The organism is Pedobacter sp. GW456-11-11-14-TSB4 (assembly GCF_059424425.1).
Genome location: NZ_JBWKZK010000004.1, coordinates 431727 through 446094, shown reverse-complemented (window position 1 = coordinate 446094; position 14368 = coordinate 431727). Strand labels below are relative to the sequence as shown.

8 protein-coding genes are annotated in these 14368 nt (G+C 41.3%); all 8 read left to right on the top strand.

The genetic code is table 11. The features are described 5' to 3' along the window. Positions 1-79: 79 nt before the first annotated feature. Positions 80-1327 carry a 5'-methylthioadenosine/S-adenosylhomocysteine nucleosidase family protein gene (locus AC07XU_RS15725; RefSeq protein WP_494944586.1) on the top strand — a complete coding sequence of 416 codons (1248 nt, stop codon included), beginning with the start codon at positions 80-82 and terminating at the stop codon, positions 1325-1327. Positions 1328-2585: 1258 nt separating this feature from the next. After that, entirely contained in the window at positions 2586-2903 is a 318-nt protein-coding gene (locus AC07XU_RS15720) for a DUF6660 family protein (protein WP_494944585.1), read from the top strand. Positions 2904-2972: 69 nt separating this feature from the next. Beyond that, positions 2973-7340 (top strand): CusA/CzcA family heavy metal efflux RND transporter, encoded by a 4368-nt coding sequence (locus AC07XU_RS15715; protein ID WP_494944584.1) that lies wholly within the window; start codon positions 2973-2975, stop codon positions 7338-7340. Between the two features lies 1 nt (position 7341). Continuing rightward, on the top strand, positions 7342-8541 hold the full coding sequence (locus AC07XU_RS15710) for an efflux RND transporter periplasmic adaptor subunit (RefSeq protein WP_494944583.1): 1200 nt from the start codon (positions 7342-7344) through the stop codon (positions 8539-8541). A gap of 62 nt (positions 8542-8603) precedes the next feature. Next, complete coding sequence (locus tag AC07XU_RS15705) at positions 8604-8780, top strand: hypothetical protein (RefSeq protein ID WP_494944582.1); 177 nt, start codon at positions 8604-8606, stop codon at positions 8778-8780. 17 nt (positions 8781-8797) lie between these two features. Further along, a complete protein-coding gene (locus AC07XU_RS15700) occupies positions 8798-10807 on the top strand; it encodes a heavy metal translocating P-type ATPase (protein ID WP_494944581.1) in 2010 nt (669 codons plus the stop codon). Positions 10808-11877: 1070 nt separating this feature from the next. Beyond that, the gene (locus AC07XU_RS15695) at positions 11878-14112 is read left to right on the top strand and encodes a heavy metal translocating P-type ATPase (RefSeq protein ID WP_090993201.1); all 2235 of its coding nucleotides are present in this window, start codon (positions 11878-11880) and stop codon (positions 14110-14112) included. Positions 14113-14133: 21 nt separating this feature from the next. Further along, entirely contained in the window at positions 14134-14346 is a 213-nt protein-coding gene (locus AC07XU_RS15690; protein ID WP_090993202.1) for a heavy-metal-associated domain-containing protein, read from the top strand. Positions 14347-14368: the final 22 nt, after the last annotated feature.

Here is a 14368-nt window from a genome sequence, read left to right as displayed (position 1 = left end):
ATTAGGAAATGTTTGCTATATTTAACATTCAGGCGATTAATTATACGTGCTTGAATGTTAAACATAGTCTTCACTCTCAATGACAGATACACCAAAGTTTTTGCCAGAATCTAGAGCCTATTTTAGAAAATTTAAAATGGCGAAAATCCAAGAATATAGAAGTGTGTTGAAAGCTTATGAAAATCCAAACCGAACTGGTTATGGCCGGTATCACAACGATGCTCAGATGTCGAATTATCTAAGTTCTCTGGTGAATAATTTGGATGAAGGATTTAATAATGTCGATATCCCAGAAGAATTCCCTTCTCCAAAGCTATTAGTAGATAGATGGCAAAGTTTGTATGATTATATCTTGGTGAATGAAAAATTGGTGCAAGATACTTTAGAGGTTCTTAAGAAGGAAGATCACACTTATGAGCCATTCGCCAATATTCTTGAAATACATAACGAAATTAAAGGGTGTCTTGAGGTTGTATTGCAGATGGATGATGTACAAGCGCTTAAAGGCGAACTTCCTGTTCCTAAGAGTATTGAAGTTGATTCAGGAAATGCAGATGTTGTGATAATTACTGCTCTACATGATACAGAATTTGAGGCATTTCAAAAAATATTAGCTGATTTTCAGCCAAAGGTTTCAGATGATCAAACCCAATATTTAGAGGGTAAAATTGGAAGTAAAAAGGTCATTGTGGCCACAGATGACAAAATGGGCATGTCGGCTGCGACAGCCCTAACGATCAAAATACTAATTAAATTTAAGCCGATGTATGTGATCATGGGGGGAATAGCTGCAGGAGTAAAATCTGAAGAAAGGAATTTTGGAGATGTGCTCGTGGGTAGATATACGTTTAATTATGGATCTGGTAAATATCAATATAAGCAAAAGCTTAAACAAACTGTTTTTGAACCGAACCTAGAACCTATAGAGCTTGACGGAACATTTACTGCGCCTATAAATATGTTAAAGAATAATGAACCAATGCGGATGTCAATTTACAATGAATTTACAGCCACACCTTCCAAAAAGAAGCATGATGAATGTTTTAATGTGCATTTTGGACCGATTGCATCAGGATCGGCAGTTCTAGCAGATGATAAGAAAGTAGAGAAAATCCGAGCTGGGAATCGAAAGCTTATTGGAATTGATATGGAGACTTTTGGTGTTTATTATGGCTGTAAGTCATTTGAAAAGGTTCATTCAGCTAAAGCAATCAGTATTAAAAGTATTTCTGATTTTGCGGATAAAAGGAAAACTGATGGTTATCGCGATTATGCGGCGTTTACAAGTGCTAGTTTTATACGTCAGTTTATTAAAACATTGGTTTAGAGATAAATATTTTTTTTTAAAAAATGGACTTCAAAATCACTTTTTATTAAGTTTGTACCATCAAGCAATTGCAACAATATACAATTTTACAAATCACAGTGAGTTATTCGGTGAGTCCTAAATAACGAGTTTGTAAAACATTGAAAATAGGCATTTTAGCATGTAGGTTCGATTCCCCTACGGAATTAAAAAGTCTTGTGAAATGAAGGTTGTTTTCACAACACTTGTTGTTCCTTCTACCCCCCCCCTTGGAGTCCCCTAATCATTTATACTCTTTTCTTTGCATAACGCTATTTGTTTGAAGCTGAGATTTCTTTATAGCATTAGTATTGCCAGAGTTATATGATAAAGTAACTGTTGTTTTTAATAAATGTTGGTCAACAGCAAAGCAAATTGAACCTCTTTAAGGAGTGAAGGTAATTAATATTGACCTAGACATTCTCTTTTAATATATGCTGACCCAGGCCTGCAAGGTGGAGTTGCAAAATTCGAATTTTGCAGAGCCTGCCAAACAGAAGGGCACAAGTTGACCATTAAATTAACAAATGTATAGCGGGAAAATCATTATCGCATTTGGTCAATGGAATTTAATCGCTTGATGAAATCGATATGGCAAAAGCCCTGTCCGATTAGAATAGGGCTTTTCTTTTCAACGGTAATTTCGCTTAAATTTCTGTGAAATTTAGAGTGTACTTCAGATATTAATATTCTAAGAATTTTGATTGAAATATTGCAGTTTCGCATTAGTTTTCGTAAATTCGTTCATAGCATTTGTAGCACTTTGAAAAAATTGTCAGTGAGTAATTCGTGAGTACTCACTTTGAAAAACACACAAGAAACTGGCTTAAAGACCGTTATAATATGAAATCACGGACCCGTCCGGTCTGAGGCCCCTATTATTTTTTGTTTCCCATTTATTATTTGTGGAGAATATTGCATTTAAAACGATGTGTAGCTAATTGCTTTATAAAGTGGGTCTAATAGATTTATAATTATAAATTCAGCCATAACTCAGTCTCTAGCTAGAGTGTACTTTATATTACTAATTATTTTTGTTCTTTGTTTGCGATTTGCGAACAAAAAATCCGTTATTGCAATCTATGTAAATGAAAAATAATATATTGATTTTTAGCTATTTGTGCAATTATGCTTAGTTTGTTCAACCGAAAGTCGGCCAATTTCCATTTTCAGGCTATTCTAACATACTTCAGAGAAGTTCGTTTCGTTGCTAACGAAATATTTCCTACCTTTGCTAAGGATGAAATACCTAGCCGTCATATTCAGCCTTTATATGGCCCTTCTCACCCTGATGCCATGTCAGGATAGCGAGGATTTTGGCAGTGCAAAGGTAAATGGCTCAACCATCGAAAAACAGGCAAAGAGTGTCGAACATAATGGGCTTGAGACCTGTCCTCCCTTCTGTACCTGTTCATGCTGTTCGGTTTCAAGGGATTTTATTCCCACCAAGACCTTTGGCATTGCAGTCTACCAAGTTCAGACCCAATATGCAGAGTATAAAATGCCCGCAATTGCCGAACAGACCCTGGAGATCTATCAGCCTCCCCAAATTGCTTAATACGTAAAATTCTAATTGTTGCCTTCCAGATTTTCTGTTAGGTTATCTCTACGTATTAATAAAATTTCCATGTTTGAAAAAATAATCTCGTTCTCCATCAAGAACAAAATAACTATTGGCTTGGCAACACTTGCACTTGTTCTGGTAGGCATTTATTCCGCCTACCATTTGCCAATAGACGCACAGCCTGATATCACAAACAATCAGGTTCAAATTATTACCCAAGCGCCTAGCCTTGGTGCCCAGGAGGTGGAGCAGTTTATTACAGCTCCCATTGAACTTTCTATGGCAAACATTTCTGGAATCATAGAAAAACGTTCGATATCCCGTTCTGGGATATCAGTAATTACCATAGTTTTTAAAGATGACATAGACATCTACTGGGCAAGAACACAGGTGAATGCGCAGCTCAAAGAAGCCGAAAATTCTATCCCATCAGGATTGGGAGAGCCAATGCTCGCTCCGATTACCACAGGTCTTGGGGAAATATACCAGTATGTGATCCACACAAAAAAAGGCTATGAAGATAAATACTCGGCTACTGACCTCAGAACTTTACAGGATTGGTTGGTAAGGACACAGCTTGCCGGAACAGTTGGTGTAGCAGAAGTAAGTGGCTGGGGCGGCTTTGTAAAGCAATATGAAATCGCACTCGATAATGATAAGCTTAATTCCTTGGGCATCACCATTCCAGAAATCTACGAATCCCTTGAAAAGAACAATGAGAACACGGGCGGCTCGTATATCGAACAGCAAAAAAATGCCTACTTCATCAGAGGGCTTGGGCAGGTCCAGAACCTAGAAGACATCCGAAAAATCGTTGTCAAAAATATTGCTGGCACACCAATTCTGATTCGTGACGTAGCCACGGTACAGTTTGGAAGCGGAACTAGGTATGGAGCAGTTACCCGTAACGGCGAGGGTGAAGTTGTTGCAGGTGTTACTTTAATGTTAAAGGGCGAAAACTTTAGTGAAGTGATCGAGAACGTAAAAGAACGAATGGCTCAGGTACAAAAATCTCTTCCCGAAGGAGTTGTGATTGAGCCATTCATTGACCGTACAGAACTTGTAGGCCGTGCAATCGGAACAGTTAAGCAGAACCTGTTAGAAGGTGCGCTTATTGTAGTGCTGGTACTTGTCCTGTTATTGGGCAACTGGCGTGCTGGTCTCGTGGTAGCATCGGTGATACCGCTTGCCATGCTTTTTGCTTTTTCGATGATGAAGCTTTTCAATGTCTCGGGAAACCTGATGAGCTTGGGCGCAATAGATTTTGGGCTCATTGTGGACGGGGCTGTAATCATAGTCGAAGCGATTATTTTCAGGCTAACCGAAAACAACCTTTTTCCAGGTGTGAAAAGGCTTGACCGCAGGCAGATGGATGAGGCTGTTTTTGAAGCATCATCAAAGATCAGGAAAAGTGCGGCCTTTGGCGAGATCATTATCCTTATCGTTTATCTGCCACTTCTAGCCTTAGTTGGGATTGAAGGAAAAATGTTTAAGCCTATGGCGCAGACGGTGGTGTTTGCTATAATTGGTGCATTTATTCTTTCGCTTACCTATGTCCCTATGGCGAGTGCACTGTTCTTGTCTAAAAACACTACGCACAAAAGAAATTTCTCAGACAAATTGATCGAATACCTGCAAAGGGTATATCAAAGGGCACTGATCAGGCTATTAAAGGTGAAAAAATCTGTAGTTGTGGTTGTAGTTGCATTGTTTGCAATCTCGTTATGGGCGTTCTCGAACATGGGTGGTGAATTTATTCCAACATTGGAGGAAGGCGATCTGACTGTTGAGATTTCAATGGCACAGGGAACATCACTTACAGAGGTTGTAAGTGCATTCGGCAAAGCGGAGAAACTGCTTAAAAATAAATTTCCAGAAGTTAAGCAAGCGGTAACACGTATTGGAAGTTCAGAAATCCCAACCGACCCCATGCCGATGGAAAGGGGCGATATGATGCTTTCGATGAAACCCAAAGAGCAGTGGACATCGGCTAGTTCAAGGGAGGAAATGATGGAGAAAATGGAAGAAGAACTATCCATAATCCCAGGACTGAATGTTGAGATCACCCAGCCCATGCAGATGCGTTTCAATGAGCTAATGACGGGAATAAGACAAGATGTGGCCATTAAAATCTATGGTAATGACCTTGAAGTGCTGGCAGTGCAGGCAAATAAAATTGCCAAAATCATATCCCCGGTAGAAGGTGTCAATGAGCCTTTCATAGAAAAGGTAGATGGTCTTCCCCAAATACAGGTTGTCTATGACCGTGATAAAATAGCCCAGTATGGGCTTAACATCGGTGATGTAAATATGATACTAAAGACCGCATTTGCGGGCAGTGTAGCTGGTGTCGTATTCGAAGGAGAAAAGCGCTTTGACATGGTGATAAGGTTGAACAGGGAGCTTCGCGAAAACATTTCAGGAGTCGAAAACCTATTGATACCCCTTCCCTCTGGCAATAAGGTGCCCTTAAACCAGGTAGCATCAATCGACTTCAAGGATGCACCGGCACAAATTTCACGAGAAGATGGGAACAGAAGAATATATGTTGGATTCAATGTCAAGGGAAGAGATGTAGAGAGCACTGTGCAAGAAATACAGGGAAAGTTAGATCGCGAGCTTAAATTGCCCAGCGGGTACTATATTACCTATGGTGGTCAGTTCCAGAATCTACAGGCGGCCAAGACCAGGTTATCCATTGCTGTTCCTGCTGCCCTGATCCTGATCCTATTGCTGTTGTATGTAACGTTCAGGTCTGTGAAGGACAGTCTGCTTATTTTTACCGCAGTTCCACTTGCTTCAATTGGAGGAATAGCAGCCCTTTTACTACGTGGAATGCCATTCAGCATATCGGCTGGAGTTGGGTTCATTGCGCTGTTCGGTGTTGCAGTGCTTAATGGAATAGTTCTCATTGGCTACTTCAATCAGTTAAGAGATGAAGGAGTGACTGATATTTACCAGCGGGTACTGGAAGGAACAAAAACAAGATTACGTCCCGTACTGATGACTGCCTGCGTTGCGTCATTAGGTTTTCTTCCAATGGCATTATCTTCAAGTGCAGGTGCAGAGGTGCAGAAGCCCTTGGCAACCGTAGTTATCGGTGGACTGATCACAGCAACCCTGCTAACTTTATTTGTACTCCCTTGTTTATACCTATTATTTAACAAGAAAGATCGCATGAAGATTTCCATTCCAAAACCTACGGTAATACTTCTTGTTGTTGGTATGTCTGCCTGTTTTACAATCCCATCAAAAGCCCAGCAAGTTGAGCCATTGAGGTTGGACAGTGCCATTTCCATGGCATTGAAGCAGAACATCCAGCTAAAGACTTCACGGCTTTCCATTGAACAGTCACGGTCGCTCCAAAAATCTGCAGTCGATATCCCTAAGACGGAGCTGCTGTTAACACAAGACCCTACGAGTGGGGGCAACATGGACAATTCCCTGGGGATAAGCCAGAATATTGCGTGGCCTGGCCTTTATAAGAACAACCGCAAGCTGTTGAACCAGCAGACCGTCTTGGCAGAACGGACCAATCTCTCTTTAGAATCCGAAATAACCAGAAATGTTAAAAATGCGTGGTACAGTTATCTTTTGAACAGGGAAACCGTGCGTGTGCTGAAGTATCAGGACAGTATCTATAACAACTTTGTTAGGAAGGCTGAAATTAGGTTAAAAGCCGGGGAAACATCAAAACTTGAACTGATCAGCGCAACCACCAAGTTCCAGGAAGTTCAGGCATTAAAAACCAGTGCTGAAGCGGAACTAAAAAATAGCGAATATACCCTTAAGCAGTTGTTGAACATGGATGGTACTTTGATGGTGGCAGAAGACAATCTTATCGCTGCAATGCCAGTTACAACTATGATCGATCCATTGGTAAATCCCCAAACAAGGGTTGAGTTGCAGAATATAGAAGTTGCGAGCGCAAGACTTGCCGTAGAAAGATCGAAATCACTGCCGGAGCTCATTGTGGGATATAATCAGCAATTGCTTATTTCTGGCTTTAATCCAGCAAATATTTCAAGAACATATTCCCCTGGTACACGTATAGCAGGGATCCAGTTTGGTGTCGCCGTTCCAATTTTTAATGGTGCAAACCGTTCGAGGATAACTGCCGAGAAAATCGGCATCGAAATTGCCAAGTCCAATCTGGAAAATACAAGGTCACAGGTCAGTTTGGCCTATAATCAGGAACTGGAACATTATAACACTTTCAGAAAACTGGTAGATTATTACAAAAGCTCAGGACTTAAGTTGGCCGATGAACAGTCAAGGATTGCGCAGGTATCCTTCAACTTGGGAGAAATCGGATATATGGAATATATACAACATATAGCTGGAGCTGTTCAGACCAAGCTTGCTTACATAGAGGCACTAAGCCAACTTAACCAATCAGTTATTCAGTTACAATACCTTAAAGGAAATTAACATGTATCAAATCAAAATAAAACTAATCCCTTTCATCACTGTGATAGTTCTGGCATCACTTGCCAGCTGTTCAAGCGATCCAAAAAAGGGTGAAAAGAACGAGACTGCGACCGAGGAACCTAAAGGGGAGGCAAATGCACTTGAACTTACGAGCGAACAAATGGAAACAGTTGGAATCACAATAGGTAATATCGAGCAGAAAAACCTTGACGCAGTAGTTAAGGCGAACGGGCAACTTGCCGTACCACCACAGAACAAGGCTGACGTGAGCATCCTTTCTGGAGGCATCATCACAAGGATCAATGTACTGGAAGGTCAACAGGTTAGAAAAGGACAAGTGCTAGCCACAATTAACAACCAAGATTTGATCAAGATCCAACAGGATTATTTGGCAAGCAGGAACAGTTTTGTTTATGTAGAGGCAGAATATGAACGTCAAAAGCAGTTGCAGGCAGCAGATGCGGGAACTGGAAAATCGTTCCAATCTGCACAGGCAACTTTCAATGCAGAAAAATCAAAACTTACGGCCTATGAAAGCCAGCTCAAACAGCTGGGTGTTTCCCCCGCTAGCATTGCCAAAGGAAAAATTATCTCCCAATTCCCGGTCCTGTCGCCAATAAATGGTACAGTTGGCCAGATCACGGCCAATACGGGCGCATTTGTACAGCCTGGAACATCAATCATGGAAGTCGTAGATAATTCCAAGATCCATTGCGACCTTACGGTTTTTGAAAAAGACCTGATGGCCGTAAAGGTTGGGCAAAAGGTAAGTTTCCAGTTGACAAATCAGGAAAACCAATTGATTAGCGGACGGATAAATGGCATCAATAAATCTTTTGAAAATGAAAGCAAGGGCGTAATTGTCCATGCGGTAATTGATAATGCAAAAAACAAGAACCTGATACCGGGCATGTATGTTACCGCACTGATCAGTACGGGGAGCAAACTAATGCCTGCTCTTCCTGTTGATGCGATAGTCAGGTCGGAAGGTAAACAGTACATCTTTGTGGTAGATGAGAATGCTAAACATAAGGATGTAAAAACCTTCAGTTTCATTAGAACCGAAGTGAAGACCGGTGTTAGCGAACAGGGATATGTGCAGGTTGTTCCTATCGAGGAGCTACCAGGAAAAGCCAGGGTTGTAACGAAAGGGGCTTTCTACCTTCAATCTAAGGCAAGTGGCGGAGGCGAGGAAGAATAGATTAAGGAAGGAATTCCTTTAATTAATATAGCGAGACAGAAAATTAATTCGGACCAGAGAAAATGAAAAACCAATTTGAAGATATCGACCTTGAGCTAAAGGACCTAAAGCCCAATGTAAGGGCAAAGGCATTGGAGCTATTAAAAGATAGGCAAGGTGAACTCCAAAGCGATAGGAACCTCGCCATTAAACGGGCGATTGAGGAGGCAGAAAATTGGTTTATGGATTCGGAAGGTTAACCTTTAGAAATACTATAATGAAAAAACATAGCGATAACACTAAAAAAGATAAACCAAAAAGTCCGGTAAAGAATGCCAGATCCAAAGGTCAAAAAGAAAACATAGTGCATGGTGATGCCGAAGATCACAAAGATAATGACGGTCATGACCATGGCATTGCAGGACCCGAACAGGCCGGGTGGCGACAGCATCTAGGTCTCCTATTAGGTCTTTTCATACTCATTTGCGTATTGGCTCTTGATTATGGCTTTGGCATCAAATTTTCCAAATGGGTGTCGTTAGTGGTTAACGGTGTTGCCTATCTTTTGGCAGGATGGAACGTACTTATACTTGCATTTCGTAAGTCGGTACGTGGCGATATATTCAATGAATTCGTGCTGATGAGCATTGCCACTTTGGGAGCGTTCTATATTGGGGAATATTCAGAAGGTGTTGCCGTTATGGTATTCTATTCAATCGGCGAATGGTTCCAGGATTCTGCCGTAGACAGGGCAAAAGCCAGTATAAAGGCGTTGCTTGATATACGACCAGATGAGGTAACCGTTTTAAACGATGGCGACGCAAGGGTAACCCCGTCCGCAGATGTTGAACTTGGCGATATTATTCAGGTCAAGGCGGGAGAGAAAGTTGGGCTGGACGGAGAACTGGTTTCGGATAAGGGCTCATTTAATACCGCAGCTTTAACTGGCGAAAGCCGTCCCGATAGCAGGTACAAAGGCGAAAAGGTACTTGCTGGAATGATCAACCTAAATACGGTTTCAGAGATCAGGGTAACTGCGCTATTTAAAGACAGTAAGCTAAGTAAGATACTTGAAATGGTTCAGGATGCTTCCTCACGCAAATCCCAGACCCAACTATTCATCTCGAAATTTGCGAAAGTTTATACACCTATCGTTTTTTTCTTAGCCCTAGCATTGGCTTTGGTTCCTTATTTTTTTGTGGATGGGTATGTATTTAATGAATGGCTATATCGTGCCCTGGTTTTCTTGGTCATCAGTTGCCCTTGTGCTTTGGTAGTTTCCATTCCACTTGGATATTTTGGCGGGATAGGTCTTGCATCAAAAAATGGGATCTTGTTCAAGGGCGGTAATTTCTTGGACGTAATGACTAAGATTGATACCATTGTAATGGATAAGACGGGAACACTTACAAAAGGTGTCTTTAAGGTGCAAAAGGTAGTGCCTGTTGGATTGACTGAAAAACAATTGGTCAAACTAGCTGCGGTACTTGAAAAAAACTCGACACATCCCGTTGGACAGGCCATAGTTGAATATGCTGGCAAAGCCGCCGATGGAGAAAAGGCAACTGCTGTGGAAGAAATCTCAGGGCATGGACTCAGGGGGAAGATCGATGGAAAGGCGGTAATGGCAGGTAATCTTAAACTTTTAAAAAAATACAAAGTTGAATACCCAAAAGATGTTGAGGAAGTTGTAGACACCATTGTAGTTGTTGCTGTAGATGGGAAATATGTAGGCTATATTACCATTGCAGATGAAATCAAGGAAGATTCTGCTGAAGCAATTAAACAGATGCACGATCTCGGAATAAGAACGGTGATGCTTTCGGGCGATAAAAAGGCCGTGGTAGACAACGTGGCCAAAAAACTAGGCATTGATAATGCTTATGGCGATCTTTTACCGGAGGGCAAGGTTGAAAACGTAGAAAAGCTGATCGCAGAAGGCAGGCACGTTGCTTTCGTTGGCGATGGCGTTAATGACGCACCAGTCATTGCCCTGGCGGAAGCTGGGATTGCAATGGGCGGACTTGGTAGTGACGCAGCTATCGAAACAGCGGATATCGTTATCCAGAATGACCAGATTTTGAAGATTGTTGCTGCACTTAAGATTGGAAAGCTTACCCGTAACATTGTTTGGCAGAATATCGCTTTGGCAATGGCAGTAAAGGCTGCTGTATTATCTTTAGGTGCTTTTGGTGTTGCCAATCTCTGGGAAGCGGTAATCGCAGATGTGGGTGTAGCATTTCTGGCGATACTGAATGCGATCAGGATTCAGCGTAAGCACATCTAATCTAGCCAGTCCTATGTTCAAAAGGCTAAAAAGCAGAAAGCTTTCAAAAAGAAAGCCAACAACTGCTTATATCGTAAAAATGACTTTGTTTTGGATGATGTGGATTATTCTTGGTATCGGAGTAATGATGAAACTTTTGCACGTTTTTAAAGTGCATATTTTCAACTGATATCCAGTTCACCAAATAACTTTGGAATAAAAAAGCCGGGGATTCCCCGGCTTTTTACTACTATTTACAGGTCTTTTTGCATTCACCTGATGCCTTACAGGCCTTGCTACAGGTATCCATGCAATTTGGCTTACCACAGGTTTTCTAACATTTTGTACAACTGTTCATTTTGCTGTTACAGCAAGGAGTGTTTGCATAAGAAATTGAGAATATAGATAATGACATCACCATCGTGGCGAAAAGAAACTTTTTCATGATTTTTGATTTAAATGATTAATAATACTTACGGTACTAGATAGATGTACGGAATTATTATTAAACTTTTGGAGGGTGCCAGCCAATCTGTGTGTATCCAGTAATAACACCAATTGTTGCAAGTGGTATAGACTTACCGTTGCTCAAGATAAAAATATCTTGAAAAAGTAGCTGTTCAGAAATGATGAAACCATATTGGCTGCAAGAAACCATTCTGCTGCACGCCTTACTATCACATCCATTGTTCTGGTTGGTTTGTTTTCCGTGCTTGCAAGATCCTTCCTTACAGCAATCCGAGACCGAACTTGGACGCATATTTGCGCCATTCCCCTGAAGAGATGAAAGCATCAAAATGCAGGCAACCAGAAGTAAGGCGATCGGCTTCACAAAACAAATAACGTAATTGTAGTTCAATAAGATGTCATTTCAGTTAAAATACTTTGGCTGGAAGTGAATTATGACAAAAACATGTAATAATGATGTATTGAAGGTTCTATGGAACATGCGGTCAATTTAAACCTGTAACTGGATATTTTTCTTGTTGTTTGAATCCACCATTTGTTGTGGAATTATACAACTTTTTCACAAAATCCTGTAAAATTGGAAGCCCTAAGTCGCCTTAACTTTGTTTATCAATAATAAGGTAATGAAAACTCAAGACGATATACAAACCATTTTGCTCCCAGTTCTTGGAATGACCTGTGCTGCCTGCGCAAACAGCGTGGAGAGTATGATCGGCGCCCAGCAGGGAGTCGAGCAAGCAGAGGTCAATTATGCCACCCAAACCGTTAAGGTCTCCTATCACCCAGATCAGGTGCAGCCGCCGGCATTCCAAAAAGCAGTGCAGTCAATAGGTTACGATCTGATTATGGATTCCGAAAATGGAAAAGAAAAACAGGAAGAGGTACAGCAAAAAAACTATAGTTCTCTGAAGAGGCGAATGATTGCCTCTGGAATACTAGCACTTCCAGTGGTTTTGATCGGTATGTTCTTTATGGATATACCGTATGCAAATTACTACATGCTGGCACTGACAACCCCTATACTTTTTATTTTTGGAAAAAGCTTCTTTGTTAATGCCTACAAACAGGCAAGTCATGGTAGAGCGAACATGGATACCCTTGTTGCCTTAAGTACTGGCATTGCATACCTTTTCAGTCTCTTCAATACACTATATCCAGAATTTTGGCACCAAAGGGGGCTTCATCCACACGTTTATTATGAAGCAGCCGCCGTGGTTATTGTATTTATCATGCTGGGGAAACTGCTTGAGGAACGTGCTAAATCCAACACTTCGTCCGCCATCAAAAAACTGGTCGGGTTACAGCCAAAAACGGTACTAGTTATTACAGAAAATGGAGAGAAGGAAATCCCGCTCTCTGATATTGCAATAGACGATAAAATACTGGTGCGTTCTGGTGAAAAGATTCCTGTTGATGGCGAAATTTATGAAGGAACATCCTATGTAGATGAAAGCATGATCTCTGGAGAACCTGTTGCGGTTTCCAAGAATATAGGAGATCAGGTCTTTGCAGGAACCATAAATCAAAAAGGAAGTTTCCGGTTTGTGGCCCGTAAAGTGGGTGGGGAAACCATGCTTGCACAGATCATAAAAATGGTGCAGGATGCCCAAGGCTCTAAGGCGCCAGTACAAAAGCTCGTCGATAAAATTGCAGGGATATTTGTTCCAATAGTGATTGGCATCGCACTTCTTACACTTATAATATGGATATTGGTTGGTGGTGAAAATGCCCTCACCCAAGGAATGCTGGCTATGGTAACCGTTCTGGTAATTGCCTGTCCCTGTGCCCTCGGCCTTGCAACTCCGACAGCGATTATGGTTGGCGTTGGCAAAGGTGCAGAAAATGGGATATTGATCAAAGATGCCGAAGCGCTGGAACTTGGACATAAGGTTAACGCAGTTGTTCTAGATAAGACCGGAACCCTTACAAAAGGCAAGCCTGAAGTAACAGAACTCAATTGGCAAAACAAAACAGATATTGACAAGCAAAAATTGATCGGTATCCTGTTTGCACTTGAACAGCAATCTGAACATCCGCTTGCGGAAGCTATAGTTCGCCATCTGCAAACAGCGAATGTTCACCCGACAAAAGTGACGGGCTTTGAAAGTCTAACTGGAAAAGGTGTACAAGCTACATTTGAAGGACAAAAGTACTGGGCAGGCAGCCATAAAATTTTAAAAGATGCTGGTATCGAAATTGAAGGAAATTTAGAGAACTCTGTTACTAGGCTTCAAGATCAAGCAAAAACGGTAATCTATTTCATTAATGAAAATAACGTACTAGCTACTATTGCCATTGCCGATCAGATTAAAGAGGGTTCTGCCCGTGCTGTCTCTGAACTTTTAAAGCGGAATATTGCGGTATATATGCTCACTGGAGATAATCACCAAACTGCTTCTGCCGTTGCGAAACAAGTGGGAATTACAGATTTTAGAGCTGAAGTACTGCCCTCAGATAAGGCTGATTTCGTTAAGGAACTGCAATCACAGGGAAAGATAGTTGCTATGATCGGTGACGGCATCAACGATAGCCACGCCCTTGCACAGGCAGATGTCTCGATTGCAATGGGCAAAGGATCAGATATTGCAATTGATGTTGCCAAGATTACCTTGGTTTCATCTGATCTTTTACAGGTACCCAAGGCGCTTAGATTATCCAAACTTACCGTTAGGACTGTTCGCCAAAATCTATTTTGGGCATTTATTTACAATCTTATCGGTATCCCGATTGCCGCAGGAATTTTATATCCGCTTAACGGCTTCCTTTTAAATCCGATGATTGCAGGTGCTGCAATGGCCTTAAGTTCTGTATCAGTGGTGAGCAATAGTCTTCGCCTTAAGTTTGCTAAACTCATTTAATCACAAATAATAATTATAATCATGGAAACACTAAAATTCAAAACCAATATCAAATGCGGTGGATGCATAGCTGCTGTTACTCCCCACTTGAACAAACTTTCTGGTATCGAAAAATGGGAGGTGGATACACAAAACCCCGACAAGATATTAACGGTGGAGGGAAAGCAGGGAATCGATACCGATCAGATCATCGACACGCTGGAAGAGGCTGGTTACAAGGCAGAAAAAATTTAATCCGGTTTTCATTTTGGCAAGA

Coding starts and splice junctions, on each gene's coding strand:
- AC07XU_RS15725 (WP_494944586.1), top strand. CDS start 80: ATGACAGATACACCAAAGTTTTTGCCAGAATCTAGAGCCTATTTTAGA.
- AC07XU_RS15715 (WP_494944584.1), top strand. CDS start 2,973: ATGTTTGAAAAAATAATCTCGTTCTCCATCAAGAACAAAATAACTATT.
- AC07XU_RS15695 (WP_090993201.1), top strand. CDS start 11,878: ATGAAAACTCAAGACGATATACAAACCATTTTGCTCCCAGTTCTTGGA.
- AC07XU_RS15700 (WP_494944581.1), top strand. CDS start 8,798: ATGAAAAAACATAGCGATAACACTAAAAAAGATAAACCAAAAAGTCCG.
- AC07XU_RS15710 (WP_494944583.1), top strand. CDS start 7,342: ATGTATCAAATCAAAATAAAACTAATCCCTTTCATCACTGTGATAGTT.
- AC07XU_RS15705 (WP_494944582.1), top strand. CDS start 8,604: ATGAAAAACCAATTTGAAGATATCGACCTTGAGCTAAAGGACCTAAAG.
- AC07XU_RS15720 (WP_494944585.1), top strand. CDS start 2,586: ATGAAATACCTAGCCGTCATATTCAGCCTTTATATGGCCCTTCTCACC.
- AC07XU_RS15690 (WP_090993202.1), top strand. CDS start 14,134: ATGGAAACACTAAAATTCAAAACCAATATCAAATGCGGTGGATGCATA.